Consider the following 24,434-nt stretch of genomic DNA (forward strand, 5'->3'; position numbering starts at 1 on the left):
TGAAATATGGGAGGAATTTTATGTCCTTAGTAGATTTTAAAATAATCGATGGCAATGTAGCCCTCGTTACATTAAATAGACCTGAGGCTGCTAATGCTATGTCAATAGCATTATTAGATGATTTAAATTCTACAGTACAAGAAATAAACAGCAATAAACAAATAAATTGTGTAATCATTACTGGACAAGGTGATAAAGCATTTTGTGCAGGTGCCGATTTAAAAGAGCGAAGGGGCATGAATGATGATCAAGTAGTTGATGCTGTCAGGTATATTGGGAAAACAGTACGTGCTGTTGAATCTATTAAAGTACCTGTTATTGCCGCTATTAATGGTGTTGCGTTTGGTGGTGGATTAGAGCTCGCTTTAGGCTGTGACATTCGTATTGCTGCAGATATTGCCAAAATGGGTTTAACTGAGACATCTTTAGCTATTATTCCAGGTGCTGGAGGAACGCAGCGTTTACCACGATTAATTGGGATAGGCCGTGCGAAACAATTAATTTTTTCTGCAAAAGCAGTCTCTGCAGTAGATGCATTTTCTATAGGGTTAGTAGAAGAAACTATCCCTAAGGAAGAGTTACTAAATTATGTAATTGATGTAGCGAAGTCTATAGCCAAGAATGGTCCTATTGCTTTACGTCAGGCTAAAACTGCAATCAATCAAGGGATGCAGTCTGATTTATCAACAGGCTTAGAAATTGAACATTTATGCTATAAAGAAACAATTAAAACAAACGATCGTTTGGAAGGGCTTGAAGCATTCAGAGAAAAACGTACTCCGGTATATCAAGGTAAATAAACTAGCAAGGAGGTAATACAAATGTCTTATATGGAAGAACTACAAAAAAGAGTACAACATATAGAAAAAGGTGGGCATGAAAAATACCACCAAAAGAACGAAGAAAAAGGGAAGTTATTTGTTCGCAAACGATTAGAATTATTATTTGATGAGGACATGGACATAGAGGATGCATTTTTCGCTAACTGTATGGATGATAGTTTACCGTCAGATGGTGTCGTAACAGGTATTGGTAAAATTAACGGCCAGGATGTTTGTGTCATGGCGAACGATTCGACTGTAAAGGCTGGATCTTGGGGGAAAAGAACAGTTGAAAAGATACTTCGTATTCAAGAAACTGCTATGACCCTGGAATTACCAATACTATATTTGGTTGATTCCGCTGGGGCCAGAATTACGGATCAAATTGAGATGTTCCCTGGAAGAAGAGGGGCAGGACGAATTTTCCATAATCAAATTAAGCTCTCTGGTCGTGTACCACAAATCTGCTTACTATTCGGTCCATCTGCTGCAGGTGGTGCATATATTCCTGCCTTCTGTGATATTGTTGTCATGGTAGATGGTAATGCATCCATGTACCTTGGTTCTCCGAGAATGGCTGAAAAGGTTATTGGAGAAAAAGTTACACTAGAAGAAATGGGCGGAGCTAAAATGCATTGCTCTGTTTCTGGAGTTGGTGATGTATTAGTAAAAACAGAGCCTGATGCAATAAGTTATGCTCGAAACTACCTATCGTATTTCCCTAAGAGTTTTAGAGAAAAACCTCAATCATATGAAACAAAAGAAGTGAAGGAATTTGAAAAGTCAATCGAGGACATTATACCAGAAAACCAAAACGCACCTTTCAACATGCATGATCTCATTAATAGAATAATAGATGAAGATAGTTTTTGTGAGATAAAAAAGAAATTTGCACCTGAATTAATTACTGGCCTTTCTAGAATAAATGGTAAATCAGTTGGCATTATAGCAAATCAGCCGCGAATGAAGGGTGGAGTGCTTTTCCCAGATTCTGCTGATAAAGCCGCGAAATTTATTCAATTATGTGATGCTTTTAATATTCCATTATTATTCCTAATGGATGTTCCTGGATTTATGATTGGTACGAAGGTAGAACGAGCTGGAATTATTCGACATGGCGCCAAAATGCTTGCTGCGATGAGTGAAGCAACCGTACCGAAAATTTCCGTGATTGTCCGAAAAGCATATGGTGCTGGACTTTATGCTATGGCTGGTCCTGCGTTTGAGCCTGACGCTGTCATTGCGTTACCAACAGCACAAATTGCGGTTATGGGTCCAGAAGCTGCAGTAAATGCTGTATATGCTAATAAAATTGCTGAGTTACCAGAAGAAGAACGAGAAGCGTTCATTAAACAAAAGCAAGATGAATATCGTGACGATATCGATATATATCGACTAGCTAGTGAACTAGTTATTGATGCTATTGTCGAACCTAGCAAGCTTAGGAAGGAATTAATGAAGCGATATAGTATTTACGAAGCCAAAAATGTTGTATTTACAGAACGCAAGCACGGTGTTTACCCAGTATAATATTAAATGTCACAGTGATGTTACATCATCTGTGGCATTTTTTATTTCATTAGATGCCTAACAAGATTGCAAATAAGTACATATGTTATACTAATACATGTATAAGTTAACCATAATTACATTATGTAAACTAAATAAAAGAGTTATATCTTTTACATTTCGTGTTAATCTAAAGAAAGAAGGTAAATATAGAAAAAAGTAGGGGATATAATTGGATGAACGCAACTTTAGAAATGCAATGGGTAAATTTGCAACCGGCATAACGGTTGTATCGATGAAATATGGTAACCAAATAATCGCTATGACTGTCAACGCGTTTATGTCTGTTTCGTTATCCCCTAAATTAATTGCTATTTCTATTAATCAGCAGGCAAGTATGCACAATAAATTTGCTAGTGGAAAACCCATTGGAATTAGCATATTGACTCGAGAACAAGAAAGTCTATCTAGCTATCTTGCTAAACAACTAGAAGAGATCGAGGAAATTGAATTTGTTAATTTAAATGAAACACCAGTTTTAAAAGGAGCAACTGCTATATTAGCTTGTAAAATTGTAGATTCCATAAGAGCTGGAGATCATACAATATTTATTGCAGAAGTTACTGAATTCGCTGTTTCAGATGAAGAACCAGTCATTTTCTATAATGGGAAATATCGAAAATTAGTTGAAGAAAAGTAAGCATTATATTAATCGATAAGATGGTGTAAAAAATGCGAATAAAAGAATTTATGATCCCTGATGTAATAAGCGTCAATGAAGATACTACGGTTAAGGAACTACTTGCACTGTTAGTTTCGAAAAGAATAGGTGGTGTACCAGTAGTTAGTGATGACAATATATTGGTTGGTGTAATTAGTGATGGGGATGTCATCCGTTATTTAAGACCAAGTAGTCGAACTGTTTTTGATATGTTTGCTCTAGTTATGGTTAGTGAACAAGAAAAGCTTACTGACAAATTACAGTATGCACTGAAAGAACCCGTATCCAAAATGATGAAAACAAAGGATATAAAATCCCTTAGCCCGGAGCATGATTTAGAGGATGCTTTACAGATTTTTTCACAACATCGCTTTAAAAAAATACCTATATTAGATGATAATAAGAAGGTAGTTGGTGTATTAAGTAGGGGAGATTTATTACGTCATATAACAATTAAAATTATAGAAGAAAAATAAACTTCTTAGATACTTAAGAAGTTTTTCGTTTCTTTTAGGATACTGAAAAGTTATAGTAATCACTAATGAATATACGTTATAATAAGGTTATAATGATGAAATAAAGGGGTTTATTTTACGTGAAGGCAATTGAGCAAAATACTTCAATAATTGATTACGATACGTTAACGGGACTCTATCATGTTTTACTTGAACATGGTGATGAAGTTAATGCTATTAAGATAATTGATCTTTATAAGAAAAAGTATGAAGAAGAGTTTGTTATTAGCTTCGCAGGTCACTTCTCAGCTGGGAAATCATCGATGATTAATGCTTTAATCGGTAAGGAATTATTACCTAAGAGTCCGATTCCTACAAGCGCAAATATTGTTAAACTGAGTTCTGGTGATGGAGTGGCACGAGTTTTTTTCCATAGTGAGGATCCTATTGAGTACGACGAACCTTATAATCTAGATATGATCAAGGAGTATTGCAGAGATAAAGACTTGATTAAGAAAATAGAAATTAGCTCTAGCGAACCGATAATACCAAACGGTTGTTCTTTAATCGACACACCAGGGATTGATGCTGCAGATGATACGGATCGACTGATTACAGAGTCATCGTTACATTTAGTTGATGTTCTATTTTATGTGATGGATTACAATCATGTACAGTCTGAAGTTAACCTAATGTTTCTCAAGAAAATCCAATCTATGAATATCCCATTCTATATAATTATTAATCAAATAGATAAACATAATGAAAATGAATTATCATTCCAATCATTCGAGAACAGTGTCAAACAAACGTTTGAACAATGGGGACTTTCCCCAAAAGCGGTTTATTTTAGTTCACTATTAAATAAGGATGTATCCTATAACCAATTTGATGACATTAAGAATAAAATTCATCGATTATTTCATGAAGAGAGAATCCTACGAATTGAATCTTCATTAAATACTGTTATGGATGCACATAGGCATTTTTTAGAGGAGAGACATGAAGAAAAACTTGCTAGACTTTCCAATATTGACACGACTGATGAAAATACTTTAGAGAAGATAACATTAATCAGGAATAATATTAAAGACACGAAGCAGAAAGCGCAACATTTTGAGAATGATTTTATCGATGACTTAAATCAAACGTTAAAAAATGCTTATTTAATGCCAGCTGCAATACGTGATAAAGCATTGAAATTCCTAGAGTCACAACAGAAAGACTTTAGGGTCGGATTTATCGGTGCAAAAAAGAAAACTGAGGAAGAAAAAACAAATAGACTACATGACTTTCTAACAAGTGTTCAAGAAAGCATGAAAGCAAGCATTGAATGGAAGCTCCGCGAGAAATTGGCAGAGTTAGTAAATAGATATTCTATTCGTGATACTGGTATAGATGCTAGCATACAACAGCTAACAATTACCTTTGACCAGAATGATTTACAGGAACATATTAAAAAAGGTGCAAAGGTTAATGGTGACTCGGTTTTACATTACACGAATGACCTTGGACACGCAATAAAAACTAAATACCGCAATGCAGCTCGTTTAGTACTATCTAGGATTATCGATGTAATTGAACAGGAATCTAAAGAAAAGATTGCTCACAATGAGGCAGAACTAATAAACTTACAAGATCAACTAGAGGTACATGAACAATACTTGGCAATAAAAGCCGAATCTCAAGATCAACTGCAACGATTGAATAAACAAATTCACACACCAGACTACACTAACGCAACTGAAAGTCTAATCAAAGAAAAACTAAAAAGAATTGAATTTAATAAAGGAAAAACAATTGCTAGTCAACAAATGAATAACATTGTACCATATATAGAAGAAAACACAGAACATGAGCCTATTAAAGAAGACACACCCGAAGCTCAACGTGTAATCCATGCAATAGATAAAACAGTACAACTTGTTCAGGATCTACCAGCATTCAATTCTTTAGTGTCGGAACTGTTAACTAGAAAGGAAAAACTTCAGAATCGTGAATTAACGATTGCGTTATTCGGTGCTTTTAGTGCAGGTAAATCGTCCTTTGCCAATGCCTTAATTGGTGAAGGTATTCTACCATCTTCACCGAATCCGACAACAGCAGTTATTAATCGAATTACACCAGTTACCGAGGAACACAGTCATGGTACGGTGGCTATCCACTTAAAAGATCAAGATACAATTAGACAGGACCTCATCAACATATTGAAACCATTCTCACCACCTGAATTTACAGATATAGGTGATTTAATTGATTGGATCATTCAAAATAATACTCAATACCATGAAGAACTCAATCATATGTACCAAAGTTACTTACAGGCAATTATTAAGGGCTACGATGCGCATAAATCAGTTATTGGAAAAAGTATTACGATTCAATTAAATGATTTCGAAGCATATGTAACGGATGAAACAAAAGCCTGTTTTGTAGAAGCGATTGATCTGTATTATGATTGTTCCATTACACAAAAAGGTATCACATTAGTGGATACACCTGGTGCAGATTCGGTAAATGCAAGACATACAAACGTAGCATTTGATTATATTAAGAACGCAGATGCTATTTTATATGTTACTTATTACAACCATGCAGTAACAAAAGCAGATAAAGATTTTGTAATGCAATTAGGTAGGGTAAAAGACTCCTTCCAATTGGATAAAATGTTCTTTATTATTAATGCAGCTGACCTTGCACAAGATCAAACAGAACTAAATTTAGTAAATAATTATGTTAGAGATCAGCTAGCTAGGCTAGGTATTAGAAATCCAAGATTATATGCTCTATCTAGCAAAAAGTCACTGGCAGAAAAGCTAGCCAAAGAACAAATTAACGAACAGCTCCATGCATTTGAAGAAGAATTTTATGCATTTTTAGAGAATGAGCTATCTCAATTAGCAATTAAGTCGTCAATACATGAACTTGGTCGTACAAAACAACTCCTTGATCATGTTATACAAAAAGCTAGCCTAAACGAACAAGAGAAACAAAATTATAAGCAGGAATTATTAAAACGAGAACAACATTTACTTCAAGTTGTAGATCGAGAAGAAGGCAAAGTATACAAGGATAGAATTAATCAAAAAGTAACGAAGCAGTTACATTACGTAGTGGAAAGAATAGGTATTCGTTTCCATGATATGTTTAAGGATAAGTTCAACCCAACTACTATAACCGAATCCGGGCGAAAAGCAAATTATCAGTTGGAGAAGAATATGTTTGGTCTATTAGATTATGTTGGTTATGAGCTGTTACAAGAGGCACGGGCTGTATCACTTCGTATTGAAGCATATGCAAAGGAACAATATACACAAATGATGGAAGATTATACACAATCACTGCTTCATATTGACCAAGACTTTAGTCTACCAGCTGTAAAAAATGTAGAATTAGACACCCCTAATTATATTCAGCCGCTTCAAAGTATTGACTTAGATAGGTTTCAAACCGCCTTTTCTCTTTTCAAAGGAACGAAATCTTTCTTTGTGAATAAGGAAAAGGAAAAAATGAAAGACGTACTGTATCAAATTTTACTACCAGAAATACAAAGCTTTATCGCAGAAGCAGAACAAACGATGTCCGAAGCATATAGCCTGCAATGGGAAGCCGTTATACAAAATACAAAGCAAGACTTACAAAACGAGATTAACCAATATGTGAATAGTAGCCTTAAAGTTCTTGAGGACAAAATTGATATCAGTGTCCTTAACACTAAAGCAAGCAATCTAGTCAAACTGTTAGAAACTATATAATGAAGGACGTGTAATGACATGCAACAACAATCTATTCTCTTAGTAGATGGAATGGCACTATTATTTCGGGGTTTTTTTGCAACATCATACAGAGGAAATTTCATGAGAAACGAAAACGGGGTACCGACTAATGGTATTTATCAATTTCTAAGATATTTATTAGATGCCGTTGACAAGTTTCAACCGACTCATGTTGTCTGCTGTTGGGATATGGGAAGTAAGACTTTCCGTACAACAATGTACGAAGACTATAAAGGGAACCGATCTGCACCACCTAAAGAACTGGTACCACAATTTGATTTAGCTAAAGAAGTAGTGGATGCATTTGAAATGCCAAATGTAGGCTTAGATAATTTTGAGGCTGATGATTGTATTGGCACATTAGCAAAGCAATACTCTAATGAACATCAAGTTCTTATATTAACTGGTGATCAAGATATTCTTCAATTAGTCGAACCAGGCATTAGTGTTGCCATTATGAGAAAAGGCCAAGGGAATTATGAAGTATTTACAGAGGAGAATTTCTATGAAAAGAAGGGGCTATATCCGAAGCAAATTATTGATTTAAAAGGGTTAATGGGTGATACGTCTGATAATTATCCAGGAGTAAAAGGTATTGGAGAAAAAACTGCCTTGAAGTTGCTTCAGGAGCATGAAACAATCGATGGGCTACTAGAGAATGTCGATCAATTGCCAAAAGGTGTACAGAGTAAAATCAAAGCCAATTTAGATATGTTACATTTGTCTCGAAAGCTTGCAGAAATTCGCTGCGACGTGCCAATCACTGTTAACTTAGAACAAGCAACTTGGACATATAATCGAGAAAAAGTGTCACAGAAATTTGCAGATCTCCAAATCAACAATCTGACTAAAGTTTTGTCATAGCCCCGAAGCAAAAACCTGTATTAGATTAATACAGGTTTTTGCTTTAGGTATAACTATTTGCGATTGTTGTTACGATTGTTGTTATTGCGATTGTTATTGTTGTTGTTATTGTTATTGTTGTTATCTAAATTGTCATTTAGAAACTCATTCGCAAACTCAACATTATCGTTGTTGTTATTGTTATTATTGTTGTTGTTATTGTTGTTGTTGCGATTTTTGTTGTTCGCCATATTTTCTAACCTCCTATATTTTTTTGGGGAAATAAACTAAACAAATAGTACATTTCCCTTACAAGAAGTATGTTACCCCGATTTATGATTTTAATTCGCTTTTTTTTACATTTAATCCTAAAATTTTACAGTTGTACATGTGCTATAACTATGTAATAATTGAGAAAAATTCTACAAATCAGGGGATTCTATGAGAAATAAGCACATATTTATTATTTTTAGTACACTAATTACATGTGGACTACTCGCTTTTATCGAGCACGGTATGGATATCAACTATCTTATTAAAACGGGATTAAAGATTTTATTATTCTTTTTAACGATTTGGATCTACAGTTTAGTTTTTAAAGATTTTCACTTTAAAGCAGTAGTGAGTATAGAAAAGATTACCTTTCAAGAGTGGAGAAGAATAGTGATTCTTGGCTTTTCTTCTGCAGCAATTGTGTTAATTGCCTATCTAGCTTTTTTACCACTTATTGATTTAAATTCTATAAGAACAGATCTAACGGAAAGATTAGGTATTACCACTACTACCTATATAATTGTAGGACTTTATGTAACGTTTGGAAATTCATTCTTAGAGGAGTACTTTTTTAGAGGTTTTATTTTCTTTAACATGTCAAGGCGAATAGGTTTTCTATACAGTCCGTTATTATTTGCTACGTATCATATTCCAATGATTATGCTATGGTTTAGTCCCGCCATAATTGTACTTTGCTTTGTGGGATTATGGGTTATTGGTTTGGTATTTCATATGGTTAATGAAAAGAATCGAACTATATGGGCTTCATGGATGATTCATATTTGTGCTGATATTATGATAATCTTAATTGGCCTGACACTTTTTTACTAATCATACAGGATGTACCAAGAAAACCCATGAATTACTAAACGATGATAAGAAACAATAGGAGCAGGGGATAACAATTAACTACTTTGAGGTGACACTTATGTTGAAAAGATTAGTTCCCTTGCTACTTGCGTTTTGTATTGCATTTCCAGTTGGGGCAAGTGCTCAAATAAAGATGTTTAATGAACCACCTTTTGATTTTTATAAGGTATCGAAAGGTGATACATTTTGGTTTATTGCCAAACGTTACGGATTAGATTATCGTGAGTTAATGCGATTAAATCCAAATGTTGTTCCAACTAACATGCAAGTAGGATCCGTTATTCGACTTAGAGCTACAGCTCCAAGTCCTTCATCCTTTGAGGAACAAGTAGCTCAACTTGTGAATCAGGAAAGAGAAAAGAATGGCTTATCACCGTTAAAACACAGGGCTGATATCAAGGCTGTTGCAGAGAAAAAGGCTATGGACATGATTAACTCCAACTACTTCTCTCATACAAGTCCAAATTATGGATCACCTTTCGATATGTTAAAAACATTTGGAATTAACTATCGTACAGCTGGAGAGAACATTGCTAAGGGGCAAAAAACACCACAAGAGGTTATGAATGCTTGGATGAATTCTTCTGGACACAGAGCTAATATTCTAAACCCGAACTTTGACTCTATTGGAGTAGGTTACTACAACGGCGCATGGGTGCAAATGTTTACTGGTTCTTAAAACCAACCAATAAAGGTCTTCATTAGGTTCGCCTAATAGGACCTTTATTTACATATAAAAAAGGGGAAACGAGAATGTATGAAGAATTAACGGAACTGTTCGAACAATATCGAAATGAAGATAATGCGAATCAAATGGAAAGATATATGAAAAACCACTTTTCTTTTTTAGGTATTAAGTCACCTGAAAGAAAAAAGCTAACGAATCTGTATTTCCAGGAAACGAAAATACTAAAACAGAATTTTGATCCTAAATTTGTTAAGGCTCTTTGGAATATGGAAGAGAGGGAGTACCAGTATGTTGCCTTAGACTATATCGAACGATCACTTCGAAATGTAACGAAAGATGACATTAAACTGATGGAGTATTTAATCACGACAAAATCTTGGTGGGATACAGTTGACATGCTAGCCCAAAAACCTATCGGAAAAATCATGATGGAATCTCCAGTATTAATTGAGGTAAAAATGGAGCAATGGTCAATAGACGTCAATATGTGGCTCAGAAGAACGGCAATATTATTTCAATTAAAATATAAAGAGAAGACAAATGCATCACTTCTATATGACTATATATTACGTAATGCAGATAGTAAGGAGTTCTTCATCCAAAAAGCAATTGGATGGGCGCTCCGCGAATATTCAAAAACAAATCCTGAATCAGTAAGAAATTTTATACAAAATCACGAACTGGCTAAACTGAGTATTCGTGAGGGAAGTAAATATCTATAACAGAATTAAATATTCTATTTTCAGGTCACTATTTCGTAAATCTATTGGCATAAGAACTGGCTACATAAGAATCTGGCTTAATCTTTGGTTCTATGCCTAAAGATTCCATTCTTCCAACCATTTCGTTCACAAACACTCTAGTCTTGTTTTTATTGGATGCACCAATATCGATATGACCCTCAATGGTAAAGGAAGATCCTTTGTATATATTCGGTAAGACAATATCTATTAGCTGTTCTTTTTTCCTTTCTGTAAACATCGATACAACCTCCTCTGTTAATGTTGTTTCAAAAGAAATCCGTTCATGCAAATTAGTCATTTTCCTCGGTATGACTACTCTTCGAAAACATGCCCACGCACCTTTTGACTCACATTGAATGACAATTCCCGTAATAAATCTTGTATAGGTCGGATGAATTTGTGAATCAGTTCCGAAAATTAATCGGTAATTACCTGTTGGGTCCTTTCTCATAAAGCGAATAATATGTTGAAAAACCTCATTAAATGACATATTTTTATTGGTTAGATTTTGAAAACTAAAATCCAATAATTTTAGATTAGCCACTTTTAATACCTCCCAATATCACTTTAATTTTATTTTAGCGAAAATATACACGACTATTCTTTTCTTATTGTAAATTTTGTTTTAAGAACACGTAGAATGTTCTGTTTATAGTATAGTAAATGCTTTTAAAGTCTAAGCGGTTCAGGTTGTTTCAAATAACAGAAATTTATAAATATAATATAATTTTTGTATTCGCTATGTTATAGTTAATTTAAAATCATTCATGTCATAATTTGCTAAGTCATCTTAGAAGTTGTTTTTTTACTAGGAGGGTTAATGTGGTTCAACTAAAGAGATTCGTGTTATTTCTATGTTTTTTCTGTTTTTTATTACCATTAGAAGTCCCCGCTGAAGACAATTTAGAAATTTCTATTACATATGGAATAGATGGAAAAGTTCAGATGGGAAAAGGATTTCCTATCACAGTAAAGGTGATCAACCATGGCGATACAATTTCTGGAGATCTAGTATTCTTTTCTAGTCCTACCTATGAAACCGCTGGGAATATTGTAGCTCCAGTAGAATTTCCAGGAGGAGAAGATAGTACTTTTACTGTATCAATCCCTGGATACAACGATAATTATTATTATAGCGGGCAAAATAACCGCTCCTCTTTTGTGAAGTTTTACGAAAATGGTTGGGAAGGTGGAACGGAGAAGGCTTTGAAAGGGAATGTCACAAAAAGGCCAGCCTTTTTTCCTGAAAACCGAATCGTAATTGGTACACTTACAGAAACAGCCGATTCATTAAATAGTATTAAGGGTGCACGCTATAATGGAGAATCTGTTGAATTCTTAAATTTAACAAAAGAAGATATAGCATCAGAGGCAATTGGGTTAGAAGTCTTTGACGTTCTAATTATTAATGATTTCCAACTATCCAATTTAACGGATCAACAAGTAACAGCAATTAAGGAATGGACAACAGCTGGTGGACACCTCATGTTAGGAAGTGATCCATTCAACCAGCAGCATGAGGGATTTGGAGAAATATTTTTACTAGACATCCAAGGACAGACCTCATTTAGTGAGTTGAATTTTTTTGTGCCACATAACGATGATGAGGAAAATCTACCAAACTTTGAAAATGTCGAAATTCATACTGGAGTATTAGATGACTACGTAAGTGTCGTCTATAGTCATCAATCAATTCCTATAGTATTCAACAAAAACCATGGCATGGGAGAAATTAGCCAATTTGCATTTAACTTAGGTAGTGAAACTTTAACAGAATGGAATGGGTATACCACATGGTGGTCAGACGTATTACAGCAGACAGTTGATAAAGATATAGGTGGACAACGTTATACCCAGGATGAACTATCCTATCGCCTTGGGAAAATTGCCGAAACGTATCCGTCTTCGTTTATCCCTGTAAAAATTTTAGTAGTCTTGTTTATTGTCTATTTAATTGTAATCATTCCGGGATTATACTTCTTATTAAAGAAAATAGATAAAAGAGAAATCTCTTGGATTATCATTCCTGCTGTCGCTATTATTTCTAGCTTAGCAATTTTCCTAGTAGGAGCAAAAGACCGTATTGGAGGATCGCAAATTAATAATGTTAGCATCCTAGCAATCGACGAAAACGGAGTTGCCAATGGTTATGGTGCGTTTTCTATTTTATCTAATAATGGTGGTAACTATCCAATAACAATTAAGACTGAGGGCTTCGAGGCATTCCCAATAGAAAGACACAATTATTATGAAGAATCATCCATAGATTCTTTTGCAATGGTAGAAAAGGGACAACAGCTATCAAAAATCACATTTACCGACGTGGAATACTGGTCAATTCGCTCTGCGATGGGACAGATTCATTCTTTAGATACAGGCAAACTCGAAGCAGAATTATGGGTTGAAAATAATCAACTGAACGGTAGTGTTTCTAGTAGTTTATCCTTTGACCTTAACGAAGCATATCTGCTAAGCGGCTCTAAATCTTACCCAATTGGCGAGATTAAAGCAGGTGAAACAGTTAATGTAGAGATAGCATTAGACACAAAGAACGTACAAAACTTAATCGGAGCACCAAATTCCAACATTGCTTCATCTATTTACTCTGGTTACTATAGTCAAAATTACTATGGTGGATTAGCAGAACCGAAGGATAGAGAAAGTTTAATGGAATGGAAAAAATTTGGTTTACTTGATTCCATCATGTACTTCGATATTCAACCAAAGGATTTAAAACAACCAGTGATTGCTGGATTTACTACAGACCTAGTTACAGAAATTGAGTTAGATAAGAAAACGGAAGAACATAATTTACTCTCTGTGGTAACCCAAGGAGTGGATGTTGAAATCCGTTCTCTTAAAGGTGGAGAATTTAAGCTTGGAAGAGATAGTATCACTCCTGAATTTTCAATCGTATCTGGTAACAGTGGTCTTATACACCATAACGGATTGATGTATGGAGAAAATTTTGTTGCTGTTGAACAAGGAAAGTACCAACTTACTTATCAGATTCCTGTACAGATGGATTTAAACAATATTATCGTGAATAAATTACGAATCAGACATCCAATTAGTAGTGGAACAGTTTTCAGTATTCTCAATGTAAATACGAATGAATTTATTCCTCTTGAGGGAGGACAAACGACATTCGAAGAAAATGTTAAAGACTTCATCGCAGAAGATGGTAGGGTTATTATCACGTTTGAAAAAGAAGGAATGAGTAATCCAGATGTTAACATTCCTACTATTGAACTGGAAGGAGAGTTTACCCAATGATTGAAACAATAAATCTTACAAAGAAGTATGGGTCATTCACGGCACTAGACTCTCTTAACTTAAAGATTAAAAAGGGTACTGTCTTTGGCTTTGTTGGACATAATGGTGCCGGTAAATCTACTACTTTTTCCATATTGGCTACACTCCTTTCGCCAACATCTGGAACAGCTTTTATTAATGGCTTTGATGTAACGAAGGATCCTAAACAAGTCCGAAAACATATTGGATATATGCCTGACTTCTTTGGTGTGTATGATCAATTTAAAACAGTGGAATATCTAGACTTTTACGGAGCAAGCTATGGTATTCCCAAACCAGAGCGCGAAATACTGATACCTCAGTTATTAGAATTAGTTAATTTATCCAATAAAAAAGATGCTTATGTGGATGTTTTGTCTCGTGGGATGAAGCAACGACTCTGTTTAGCTCGCTCACTAATTCATGATCCTGAAGTATTAATTTTGGATGAGCCTGCATCAGGTCTAGATCCTAGGGCTAGAATTGAAATGAGGGAAATTTTAAAGGAACTTAAAAATATGGGTAAAACGATTATTATTTCTTCTCATATATTACCTGAACTAGCCGAAATGTGTGATGAAATCGGTGTGATCACAAATGGTAAATTAGTAGCATCAGGTTCTGTTGCATCCATTCAAAAACAATTACAAGCGAATAAAGTCATTCACGTGCGTGTAACTTCAGATATCGAGCTAGCGATGTTGTTCTTTGAGGATGAACCGAAAATTAGTGGTTTATCTAAACATGAACGACACGATCAAACACTACTATTTTCATACACCGGTTCAGATGATGAACAAGTCGAACTATTAAAAAAAGCAATTCTAGCAGGATTGCAAATTACTAGCTTTAACGAAGAAGAAACTGATTTAGAGGATGTATTCCTAGAAATAACGAAAGGAGTCGATTTCTCTTGAAAACTAGATTTATCAATCCTGTATTAAATAAGGAAATAAAGCTCCGTTTTCGTTCATTTAAAGGGTTCCTTGGAGTGTTCTTTTATCTATTTGCTCTGGGGTTAATTGCGATTGGATTCATTGTCGTAAATACTATATTTAGCTCTTCTGCAATATTTAGTCCGGAACAAAGTCGAGCCATGTTCATGGTGTTGTCTTTTGTACAAATGGCATTAATTTTGTTTATGACACCAGGATTAACCTCCGGTGTAATAAGTGGAGAACGTGAGCGACAGACACTGAATATTTTACTTACAACACCACAGTCTTCAACAAGTATTATTTTTAGTAAACTAATATCGTCTATTTCATATTTATTATTAATGATGGTATCCTCCATGCCACTATATAGTATTGTGTTTCTTTTTGGAGGAGTTTCGCCTAGTTTAATCGTGTCTACATTTAGCTTGTATTTTGTGACAATGATTACGATTGGAAGCTTAGGTGTATTATTTTCAACCCTTATTAGAAAGACCATTGTGTCATCCATCGTGACTTATGGGATAACTTTATTTCTGACCGCTGGAACAGCATTTTTAACAATTATGATAGGCGAGATGTTCTTTTATCAGAATACCCAGACTGTCTTTCCTTATTTGACAGCGATGGTGAACCCTTTCATCATTTTACTTTCAACATTTGAACCATATATGACTGATGAAATTCAGCGTCAAACAGGGATAGACTTCTCACTAGTTACTAGTTTTATCATCACGTATGTAGTTATTACCATTTTATCGTTATGGGTAAGTATTCTAAAACTAAGGCCTAAAATGAAGGCTAAAAAAGGAACGATAAATAGTGAATGACAAACAACAGTTTATTGCGTTGTTAAAAGTTGCTAAACGAAAATTATTCCTGAAACATGTCACGAAGCAAATCTACAACGGTATGCTTGGTTTAGGTTTGTTTACGTTGCTTCTAATAATAGCTGCAAGGATTGTTGTTATTACTCATCTAGTTGATAAAATAATCATTTTTTCACTGATCATTGCTATCGGTGTCATCGTTCTTAGTATTGTAAAGGGACCAAGTAAAGTTTCAGCAGCCGATTATTATGATTTGTTTGTAACAGAAGATAGGATTAAGACTTCGCTTCATTATATAGATGATACATCGATGATGAGTCAATTGCAGCGTAGAGATACAATCTCGAAAATGACGGAAGCACTACCAGCATTACAAGCTAAGAAAATAAAAATAATTCATGGAATGCCACTTGTTTTACTTGGTTTATTTTTATTCCTATCGATTACGCTATATTATCTACCTAATGAGACGATGAAATTAGCTGTTGAAAAAGAAAAGGAAGAGAAAATTGTTGAAGAGACGAAGGATGATATTGAAGAACTGGCAAAAGATGATCAAACAGAAAAGTTGAAAGAATTTGAGGAAACAACAAAAGAATTAAAAGAGAGTAAAGAATTGCTTGAAGAATTGTTAAAAGAGGAAGCAAAGCTCGAACAAGAAAAACAAATTGCAGAAGATAACGAAAAGAAGTTAAAAGAGATTGCTCAAGAAACGAAGGCTTTAGAAAAACTCTCCGAGGCATTAGAAAGTTTAGATGCTAGCAAACTGGATGAAGCAATAAAAGATCTTTTAGAACAAAAGTTATCATCGTTAACAGCGGAAGAAAAAAAGGCTTTAGAAGACTTAATCGCCTCAGTCTTAAATGATAGTAGCGCTAAACTTGATGAACTAACAGATGAACAACTAGATGAATTAGTTGCTGCATTAGAAGAAGAACTGAACACTCTAATGGAAAGTGCAATTTCATTCAATAATTTACTAGCATTACAAGAACAAATTCAAGATATTGCTAGTTCATTACAACAAAATATGTCTAACATTGGTTTGTCCGATTCGAATCAATTAGCTTTTGGAAACCAAAATCAGTCAGGACAACAAAGCCAAAATGGTAACCAATCGAACTCAGGTCAAAATGGTGCCCCTAATGAGGGTGGCCAAAATCCCTCTGAAGGAAATGGTGATGGGAATGGGGGTAGTGACGGTTCTGGGAATGGAAGTGGTGATGGAAGCGGAACAGGCAATGGTTCAGGTTCTGGAACTGGAAGCGGCTCTGGCAGCGGTGGAACGGGTTCAGGTGGAGCAGGTGCAGGATTCGGCCAAGGGTCACGAGAATTAACTATTCCAGAGAAAATCGAAGGCAATGACATGATTGAAGAAGACTTTGGCGAATTTGCTGAAGGAAGTAGTGAATTTCAGACTACTCCTGAAGGATTAGTTATAAAAGGTTCTGTTCGCTCCTATGAAGAAGTTTATGGAGATTATGCTAGTTCTTATCGTAATAGTGTAGAACGATTAGAATTGCCAGCATATCTAGAAGATGTTGTAAAAGATTATTTTAGTGATCTAGACCCGGAAGGAGAATGAATCTTGATTGATTTAGAATCAAAAGAGAAGCAATTGCAAGAAGTAACCGAACAAATCGTAAAAGTAAAACAAGAAATAAATTCTTTTATCGTTGGACAGAGTGACGTCATAGACCAAGTACTATGGACTATTCTTTCTGGTGGTCATGCCTTACTCGAGGGATTACCCGGTTTAGGGAAAACGATGTTAGTACGGACAATTTCCGATGTAATGGATTTAAGATTCTCTAGAATACAATTTACTCCTGATCTAATGCCTTCGGATATAACTGGAACGATGCTTATCGAACCAAGTGAAAGTGGTAAACAAGTATTTACCTTTCATGAAGGTCCGATATTTTCCAATATCGTATTAGCAGATGAGATTAATCGGGCGACACCAAAAACACAAAGTGCGTTACTTGAGGCAATGGGGGAGAAGACTGTTTCAGTGATGGGGAGTACGAAAAAACTACCAGAGCCCTTTTTTGTTTTAGCTACTCAGAACCCACTTGATTTAGAAGGAACCTATCCATTACCAGAAGCGCAAATGGACCGCTTTTTATTAAAAATAAACGTTAACTATCCAACGAAAGATGAATTAAAACAGATTGTTTTACACACGACAGGATTAGATACACCAAAAGTTGCTAAAATTATGGATGGTAATTCGATTCAAGCGATTCAACGTCTAGCTACAGAAATACTAGTTTCTGATGAAATGCTAGATTTCGCTGTGAATCTTATTATGGCAACCCATCCAGATCAAGAACAAAGTACGGATTCAGTGAAAAAATATGTTCGATATGGTTCAGGTCCACGTGGCCTTCAAGCATTAATTCGAATTGCTAAAGTTCGTGCTTTATCACTTGGTCGCTTTCATGTTTCAAAAGGCGATATTAAACAAGCAGCTAAACCAGTGTTACGTCATCGTTTATTCCTTAATTTTGAAGGAGAAGCAACTGGAATTACAAGTGATGAGGTAATTGATGAGGTATTATCCAAGATTGGTGAGAGGTCATGAGTGAAGCCCTACTTACTAGTAGTTTAATGTATCGGTTGGACAAGCATCGCTTCCAGACTCGTAATAGGAAGCGAGGGCATCATAAAGGTGCAAGAAGATCAACTAAACAAGGAACTTCACTAGAATTTTCCGATTATCGCCAGTATCAACCAGGAGATGATCTACGACAAATAGATTGGAATGTGTTTGCAAGAACGAATAAGCATTATATCAAACGCTTTTTAGATGAACAAGAAATGGTCGTTTCTATATTTCTCGATTGTACGAAATCTATGACTCTCATTCCAGAGAAGTGGCGATTTGCTAAAGGACTCGCTGCTGCACTAGGTTATATGTCCTTGAGTGCCGATGATCGTGTTGGTATATTTCCAATTGGTGCGCAAACTCATCCCTTTGCCTATAAAAAAGGCAAAGCTTTTTCTAATCGCCTTGTTCATTATGTAGATACAATAGTTTCTGATGAGGCTTCGTTTACATTCTCTGAGTCTGTTGGAAGATACATACAGCCTAAATCTAGTATTTCGGTTTTAATAAGTGATTTACTGGAACCAATCGAATTAATTGAAGAAGCGATTAAGAAATTACAAGCATACAAACAAGAGCTTATTATCATTCAACCACTAGCAAAAGAAGAAATCGATCCATTCTATCAAGGGGATATTGAACTGCTGGATAGTGAAACACAAGATAAGGTAAATGTGACGATGAATAGAGCGGTTAAAAACAGCTATCAACTACGACTAAATACACATCGGGAACAGTTAGAAAGATTTTGTTTTGAGCGTGGCATTGGTTATCTTTCTTGTGAAGTAGCGAATTCATTAGAGAATATTCTGTTTAACCGTATGACAGCAAAAGGGTGGATTTAACCAGGGGTGATTTCATGAATTTTATAACACCTATCTTTTTTACATTAATCGTATTTATCATCGGAGTTATTCTTTTCTATTTGTTTAGAAAGCAGTATGAGAGTCAAATCATACCATCAACTCTTCTTTGGCAACAAGTTATGCAGGAATGGCAAGCTACAAAGTGGTGGAGGAAATTACAAAACTATTTACTACTTTACCTACAACTGCTGATACTGTTATTCCTGATGCTTGCTTTAGCTCGGCCATTTTTAGGTGTGAATGAATTGTCAGGAGAACATATTGTATTTGTACTAGATACATCTGCTTCTATGACCGTAGAGGAGGAAGAGACGACCCGCTTCGATACCGCAAAACAAGAAGCCCTTGAACTCGTTGAACAACTAGATGATCAGCAATTAACTGTTATTTTAGCCGAAGAAATTCCTACAATCTTGTTTTCTACGGAAACAGAAGAACAAACGATGAAATCTCGTATTGAGGATGTGGAAGCCTCTTTTCAATTTGCAGATATAGTAAAATCTATTCAGCTAGCAAATCAATTATTGTCGGGAACAAGTGGAGAAATTCACGTATTTTCCGATAGTGTTGCGAAAGAAAGTCTGGACACTAGTTACTTAACGAATAAGTTGGTTGTACATAATATCGGAATGTCTAAAAATAACCTTTCATTACATACGCTTGGAGTATCACAAAACAACCAGCAAATTAGCGGCATATTAACGGTTTTCAATGAGTCCGATGAAGAAAAGCTTGCGAGAATCACAATTGAAAGTAATGGAGAATCCATCATCACCATTCAAGAACTGATAGAACCAGGAAAATTAAAACAATTAGCTATTAATGATTTACCTGCTAAGTCCTACTATAAAGCAGTGTTAACGACAGAGGATGACTATAAAGCTGATAATGAGTTGTTTTCATTTTTAGGGAATAACACACCACCTACCATTCATTTAATTGGTGATGTGAATTCTTTTACGTCAAAAGCATTACATTATTTAAGTACAGATGTTGTTCAATACAATCAAGATACAGCAGTTTCTGGGGATAATGTGATTTATGTATTAGAAGAAATCCCTGACACCAAATGGCCTAATGGACCCACACTAGTATTTTCTCCTACAAATGGAGAATCTTTTCCTGTATCACCAAAAGAGAACCTGCAGGCTGAAGTAAAAACAATAAGGGAAGATGCAATCCTAAGGTATGTTGACATTGGAGAGGTTTATATTCAATCTAGTTCTCCTTTTCAAGCAACTGAACTCGACACAATTCTGGCAAGTGGTGAAACACCGCTTATTAGTAAAGGATATTATAAAGGTAATCCACTAATTTTGGTGGGCTTTGATATAGCAGATACCGATTGGCCATTGCATACTAGCTTTCCAATCTTCTTATATAATGCAATTAACTACTTAAATGAGAAACAAGAAGCATTGGGTTATGTGAAGCCAAGCGAATCACTAAGTATCAACATTGAGGCTGGTACAACAAGTGGTGTTATCTTGAATGAAAATCAGGAGAAAGTACTAGACATAAACTTGGACGAACCAACCTTCCAAGCTCCAAGCCACCCCGGCTTGTATAAAATGATAACCGAAAGTGATTTAGGAAGACGATCAGAGAAATTATTTGCCGTTTCTATAGATGCCCAGGAAAAGAATATTCAACCAAATACGAGCTTTTCAATCGAGGGTAAGCATGAAAATAGTAATACAAATCAAGAAAAGCCTAATGAAATTTGGACGATTTTTGCTATCCTAGCATTACTCGTTTTATTTTTAGAATGGGAGGTCTATCGCCGTGGGATTTCAAATTGATGAACCATTATTCCTCCTATTATTAATACCCGTAATCGCTGTTTCTTTTCTCTTTTGGACAAGTGTCTCTCTTCAGTCCATGTTAGAAAAAAGAATCATTCTATTTTTAAGATTATTAATTTTTTCTTTTATTATATTAGCATTATGTGGTCCATTTATTAAACTACCTGTTCAAGGGGTAACAACAGTATTTGTTGTGGACCATTCGGAAAGTGTACGGAACCAGCAACAAGAAATGTACGGAACCATTGAAAAAGCGATTGAGGGGATGAACGAAAAAGATTCTTATGCAATAGTCACGGTTGCTGAAGAAGCGGTAGTTTCCCAGACTATTTCTACTCGTGAAAAAGGTATTATTTCAACTAATATAGTAGAAAAAAATGCTTTTACTAATTTGGAAGACGGTCTACAAGTTGCATCAAGTCTATTATCATCAAATTCTAATGGTCGAATAGTGCTAATGACAGACGGTAATGAAAATATGGGGGATGTGAAACGCCAGGTTAATTTATTAAATTCACAACAAATAGAAGTAGATGTTTTTCCTTTCCAAACATCAATTGAACGAGATGTTGTCCTAGAAAATTTTGATGTACCTAATAATTTATTTCATGGTGAACAAACAACAATAAATACGACAATAACTAGTACAATCGACACAACTACAAGACTTCGTATTAGTAAAAATAATGAAACCATTATTGATGAAGAAATACCAGTTAAACAAGGGACAAATGTGTATTCTTTCGATTATTTAATCGAGTCAACTGGTTCTCATAGCTTTCAAGCTGAAATTAGTTCACCCGATGATGGCATACCACAAAATAATGTGAGTTATGCAATTTCTAATGTTCAAGGAACTCCTAGTGTTTTGCTAGTTGAAGGAACGCCAGATGAGGGTAGGAATATAGCTTCCGTTTTTGAGGCATCTGGTCTAATAGTAGACTCTAGTAGGCCTGACCTTCTTCCAACGACGTTAACAGGAATTTTAGACTATGAGACTATTATCTTCAGTAATGTATCAGCAACGGATATTACGCAAGAACAAATGGATATTATAGAAAGTGCGGTTAAAGATTTTGGTATTGGCTTCATAATGACTGGTGGAAATCAGAGCTTTGGTTTAGGAGGCTATTTTAAAACACCAATCGAACAGATACTACCTGTAGAAATGGATTTAAAAGGGAAAAAAGAATTACCATCATTAGGAATGGTTATCGTGTTAGACCGTTCCGGCAGTATGTCTGGCTATAAAATGGATTTAGCAAAAGAGGCTGCTGCGCGTTCCGTAGAATTACTTCGCGAGCAAGACACACTAGGTTTTATTGCATTTGATGACCAGCCATGGCAAATTATTGAAACAGGTCCTTTAGCTAATAAAGAAGAAGCTGCAGAACAAATACGCTCCATCACAGAAGGTGGAGGTACTAATATTTTCCCTGCTTTAGAAAAGGCTTACGAACAACTAGAACCATTAAACCTTAAAAGGAAGCATATTATTCTCTTAACAGATGGACATTCAGCTACTAATTTTGATTACCTAGAGTTAATCGGAGAAGGGCTTGAGAACAACATAACGCTATCCACTGTGGCGATTGGTAGTGACGCAGATCATGCATTATTAGAAGAATTAGCAGAAGAGGGGACCGGACGTTACTATGATGTATACGATGCATCTACTATTCCAAGTATTCTATCACGTGAGACGATCCTAACGACTAGGACCTATATTGAAGATAATCCTTTTTATCCTACAGTGATTGAAGGTAATGAGTGGAATCCTATATTTTCAGAAGGTGTTCCACAAATGAATGTTTATGTTGCTACAGATCCAAAGTCGCGAGCAGAATCTATTTTAATTAGTGATAAAGGAGATCCTGTTCTTATAAGGTGGCAATATGGTCTTGGAAATACGATTGCCTGGACATCGGATATTCTTGGAACGTGGTCAGGAGATTGGCCAACTTGGGAAAAGTGGCCAATGCTATGGAACGAAATGGTTTCCTGGAGTCTTCCATCCTACCAGCAAGAAATGTACCATGTCCAGCAGAAGGTAAACGGTAAAGATATAACCTTAACAGTTACCTCAGAAAATGCTAGTCTTTTGCCGATTCAAGCAAGCGTAATTGATGAGAAAGGAAATGAAATTGAAGCGCAAATCAGGCCAACTGCACCTGGAGAGCATGAAATTACATTCCAAGCTGATACGGGGATTTATTACCTTCAGTTAGCGAGAGTCGAGGATGAGAAAATCACCAGTACCTTTCAAACTGGTATAGTAGTTCCTTATTCAAAGGAATTTGAACTAAACGTCCAAAATAAACTAATACTTACTGAAATTACCGATCTTAGTAGTGGAATTATATTAGAAGAACCAGAAGATGCATTTCGGGAATTAGACAATGGAAAAGTGGAGAAAAGACCTATATATAGTCAGCTCTTATTGTTAGCGTTTTTATTGTTCTTCATAGAGATTGCTGTTAGGCGATTTGGTATAATTTCGCTATTTGCAAGACTTAAGCAAAAACAAGGTAATACCGCTGCAAAACGCGAAGTTAAGAAACAGCAATTAAATCAAACATTTGATCAATTGAAAACTGCTACTACGAAACGAGTATCAAATAACCAACTAGAGAACAAGCCAATTAATAATCCAGAAGTTTCTCAAAAGAAAAGTAAACCTAACAAAGAAGAAAAATCCAAACAAGAGCCTCTAATCAAAGATAATACTGAACAAGAGAGTTCTCAAGAGCGGATGAAGCGATTATTAGAAGCGAAAAACAGAAAAAACAAATAATTGTTTGATTGATTGATCTCTATTGACAAACTGAATTGGGCTAATTATAATAATTTTTAATTTACAATTAAATGAAGGAAAAGCGAAGAAGAGAAGAGTAAGTAATTGAATTTTTTTACAGAGAGCTCCAGTTGCTGGAATGGAGTAAGATTTCATTACTGAAACAAGACTCAGAGCTTCATACAGGAATCTATGGATGATTGTTTGACGGTATCCCCGTTACGGAAAAAGGTTAATTATTGTTATATTAACAAATAGAGGTGGCACCACGTATATAATCCCGTCCTCAAGACTTATGTCTTGAGGACGGGATTTTTATTTGTTTTATAGAAGGGGGGAAAATCACATGGCATTGATCAAGAAGATGATAGAAAATATGCTTTTATTTTATTATTCGGTATAGGTGTTTCTAATATCGAAGAGTGGGTATACTTCTTAGCTTTAAATCTAATTGTTTATGATATCACAGGTTCTCCTTTGGCGGTATCGCTATTGTATGTTATCAAACCGCTTGCAACAATAACTACAAGCTTTTGGGTTGGGACCATTATAGATCGGCTAAATAAGAAACGTTTACTGATTGTATTGGATATGTTACGA

General features: G+C 35.3%; 18 protein-coding genes and 1 other annotated feature. Of the genes, 17 read left to right on the plus strand and 1 reads right to left on the minus strand.

Annotation, left to right across the window (positions count from 1 at the left end; genetic code table 11):
* Positions 1-20 precede the first annotated feature (20 nt).
* From TE34_RS12925 to TE34_RS12965, 9 genes are all read left to right on the plus strand, one after another.
* Positions 21-800 carry an enoyl-CoA hydratase gene (locus tag TE34_RS12925; RefSeq protein WP_047985235.1) on the plus strand — a complete coding sequence of 260 codons (780 nt, stop codon included), beginning with the start codon at positions 21-23 and terminating at the stop codon, positions 798-800.
* Between the two features lie 21 nt (positions 801-821).
* On the plus strand, positions 822-2,351 hold the full coding sequence (locus tag TE34_RS12930) for an acyl-CoA carboxylase subunit beta (protein WP_047985236.1): 1,530 nt from the start codon (positions 822-824) through the stop codon (positions 2,349-2,351).
* A 211-nt stretch (positions 2,352-2,562) separates the two neighbouring features.
* A complete protein-coding gene (locus tag TE34_RS12935) occupies positions 2,563-3,030 on the plus strand; it encodes a flavin reductase family protein (protein ID WP_047985237.1) in 468 nt (155 codons plus the stop codon).
* Between the two features lie 32 nt (positions 3,031-3,062).
* Positions 3,063-3,527, plus strand: coding sequence for a CBS domain-containing protein (locus tag TE34_RS12940; RefSeq protein ID WP_047985238.1), 465 nt, complete (start codon positions 3,063-3,065; stop codon positions 3,525-3,527).
* Between the two features lie 119 nt (positions 3,528-3,646).
* Positions 3,647-7,261, plus strand: coding sequence for a dynamin family protein (locus tag TE34_RS12945; RefSeq protein ID WP_053075076.1), 3,615 nt, complete (start codon positions 3,647-3,649; stop codon positions 7,259-7,261).
* An 18-nt stretch (positions 7,262-7,279) separates the two neighbouring features.
* Positions 7,280-8,146, plus strand: coding sequence for a 5'-3' exonuclease (locus TE34_RS12950; protein ID WP_047985239.1), 867 nt, complete (start codon positions 7,280-7,282; stop codon positions 8,144-8,146).
* 420 nt (positions 8,147-8,566) lie between these two features.
* On the plus strand, positions 8,567-9,229 hold the full coding sequence (locus TE34_RS20310) for a CPBP family intramembrane glutamic endopeptidase (RefSeq protein WP_053075077.1): 663 nt from the start codon (positions 8,567-8,569) through the stop codon (positions 9,227-9,229).
* Positions 9,230-9,326: 97 nt separating this feature from the next.
* Entirely contained in the window at positions 9,327-9,947 is a 621-nt protein-coding gene (locus TE34_RS12960; protein ID WP_047985240.1) for a CAP domain-containing protein, read from the plus strand.
* A 74-nt stretch (positions 9,948-10,021) separates the two neighbouring features.
* A complete protein-coding gene (locus TE34_RS12965; RefSeq protein WP_047985241.1) occupies positions 10,022-10,678 on the plus strand; it encodes a DNA alkylation repair protein in 657 nt (218 codons plus the stop codon).
* Positions 10,679-10,706: 28 nt separating this feature from the next.
* Here the strand turns inward: TE34_RS12965 and TE34_RS12970 are convergent, their stop codons facing one another.
* Entirely contained in the window at positions 10,707-11,243 is a 537-nt protein-coding gene (locus TE34_RS12970) for a ribonuclease H-like YkuK family protein (protein ID WP_084710713.1), read from the minus strand.
* Between the two features lie 278 nt (positions 11,244-11,521).
* On the opposite strand from TE34_RS12970, the gene TE34_RS12975 reads away from it, so the two are divergent.
* From TE34_RS12975 to TE34_RS13010, 8 genes are read left to right on the plus strand one after another with little or no spacing between them, the layout of a single operon-like run.
* Positions 11,522-13,975, plus strand: a complete 2,454-nt coding sequence (locus tag TE34_RS12975; RefSeq protein WP_047985242.1) for a hypothetical protein — start codon at positions 11,522-11,524, stop codon at positions 13,973-13,975.
* Complete coding sequence (locus TE34_RS12980) at positions 13,972-14,910, plus strand: ABC transporter ATP-binding protein (protein ID WP_047985243.1); 939 nt, start codon at positions 13,972-13,974, stop codon at positions 14,908-14,910. Before TE34_RS12975 ends, TE34_RS12980 begins: the two co-directional genes overlap by 4 nt.
* Positions 14,907-15,758 carry an ABC transporter permease gene (locus tag TE34_RS12985; protein ID WP_047985244.1) on the plus strand — a complete coding sequence of 284 codons (852 nt, stop codon included), beginning with the start codon at positions 14,907-14,909 and terminating at the stop codon, positions 15,756-15,758. Before TE34_RS12980 ends, TE34_RS12985 begins: the two co-directional genes overlap by 4 nt.
* Complete coding sequence (locus TE34_RS12990) at positions 15,751-17,343, plus strand: hypothetical protein (RefSeq protein ID WP_047985245.1); 1,593 nt, start codon at positions 15,751-15,753, stop codon at positions 17,341-17,343. Before TE34_RS12985 ends, TE34_RS12990 begins: the two co-directional genes overlap by 8 nt.
* A 3-nt stretch (positions 17,344-17,346) precedes the next feature.
* A complete protein-coding gene (locus tag TE34_RS12995) occupies positions 17,347-18,345 on the plus strand; it encodes an AAA family ATPase (protein WP_047985246.1) in 999 nt (332 codons plus the stop codon).
* Positions 18,342-19,214, plus strand: coding sequence for a DUF58 domain-containing protein (locus TE34_RS13000; protein WP_047985247.1), 873 nt, complete (start codon positions 18,342-18,344; stop codon positions 19,212-19,214). The genes TE34_RS12995 and TE34_RS13000 overlap by 4 nt, the downstream gene beginning before the upstream one ends.
* A 14-nt stretch (positions 19,215-19,228) precedes the next feature.
* Complete coding sequence (locus TE34_RS13005; RefSeq protein ID WP_047985248.1) at positions 19,229-21,037, plus strand: vWA domain-containing protein; 1,809 nt, start codon at positions 19,229-19,231, stop codon at positions 21,035-21,037.
* Positions 21,021-23,834 (plus strand): VWA domain-containing protein, encoded by a 2,814-nt coding sequence (locus TE34_RS13010; protein ID WP_047985249.1) that lies wholly within the window; start codon positions 21,021-21,023, stop codon positions 23,832-23,834. Before TE34_RS13005 ends, TE34_RS13010 begins: the two co-directional genes overlap by 17 nt.
* 76 nt (positions 23,835-23,910) lie before the next feature.
* Positions 23,911-24,125 (plus strand) — a binding site (T-box leader).
* The last annotated feature ends 309 nt before the right edge of the window (positions 24,126-24,434 follow it).

Source organism: Ornithinibacillus californiensis (genome assembly GCF_001038485.1).
Classification (GTDB): Bacteria; Bacillota; Bacilli; order Bacillales; family Amphibacillaceae; genus Ornithinibacillus; species Ornithinibacillus californiensis.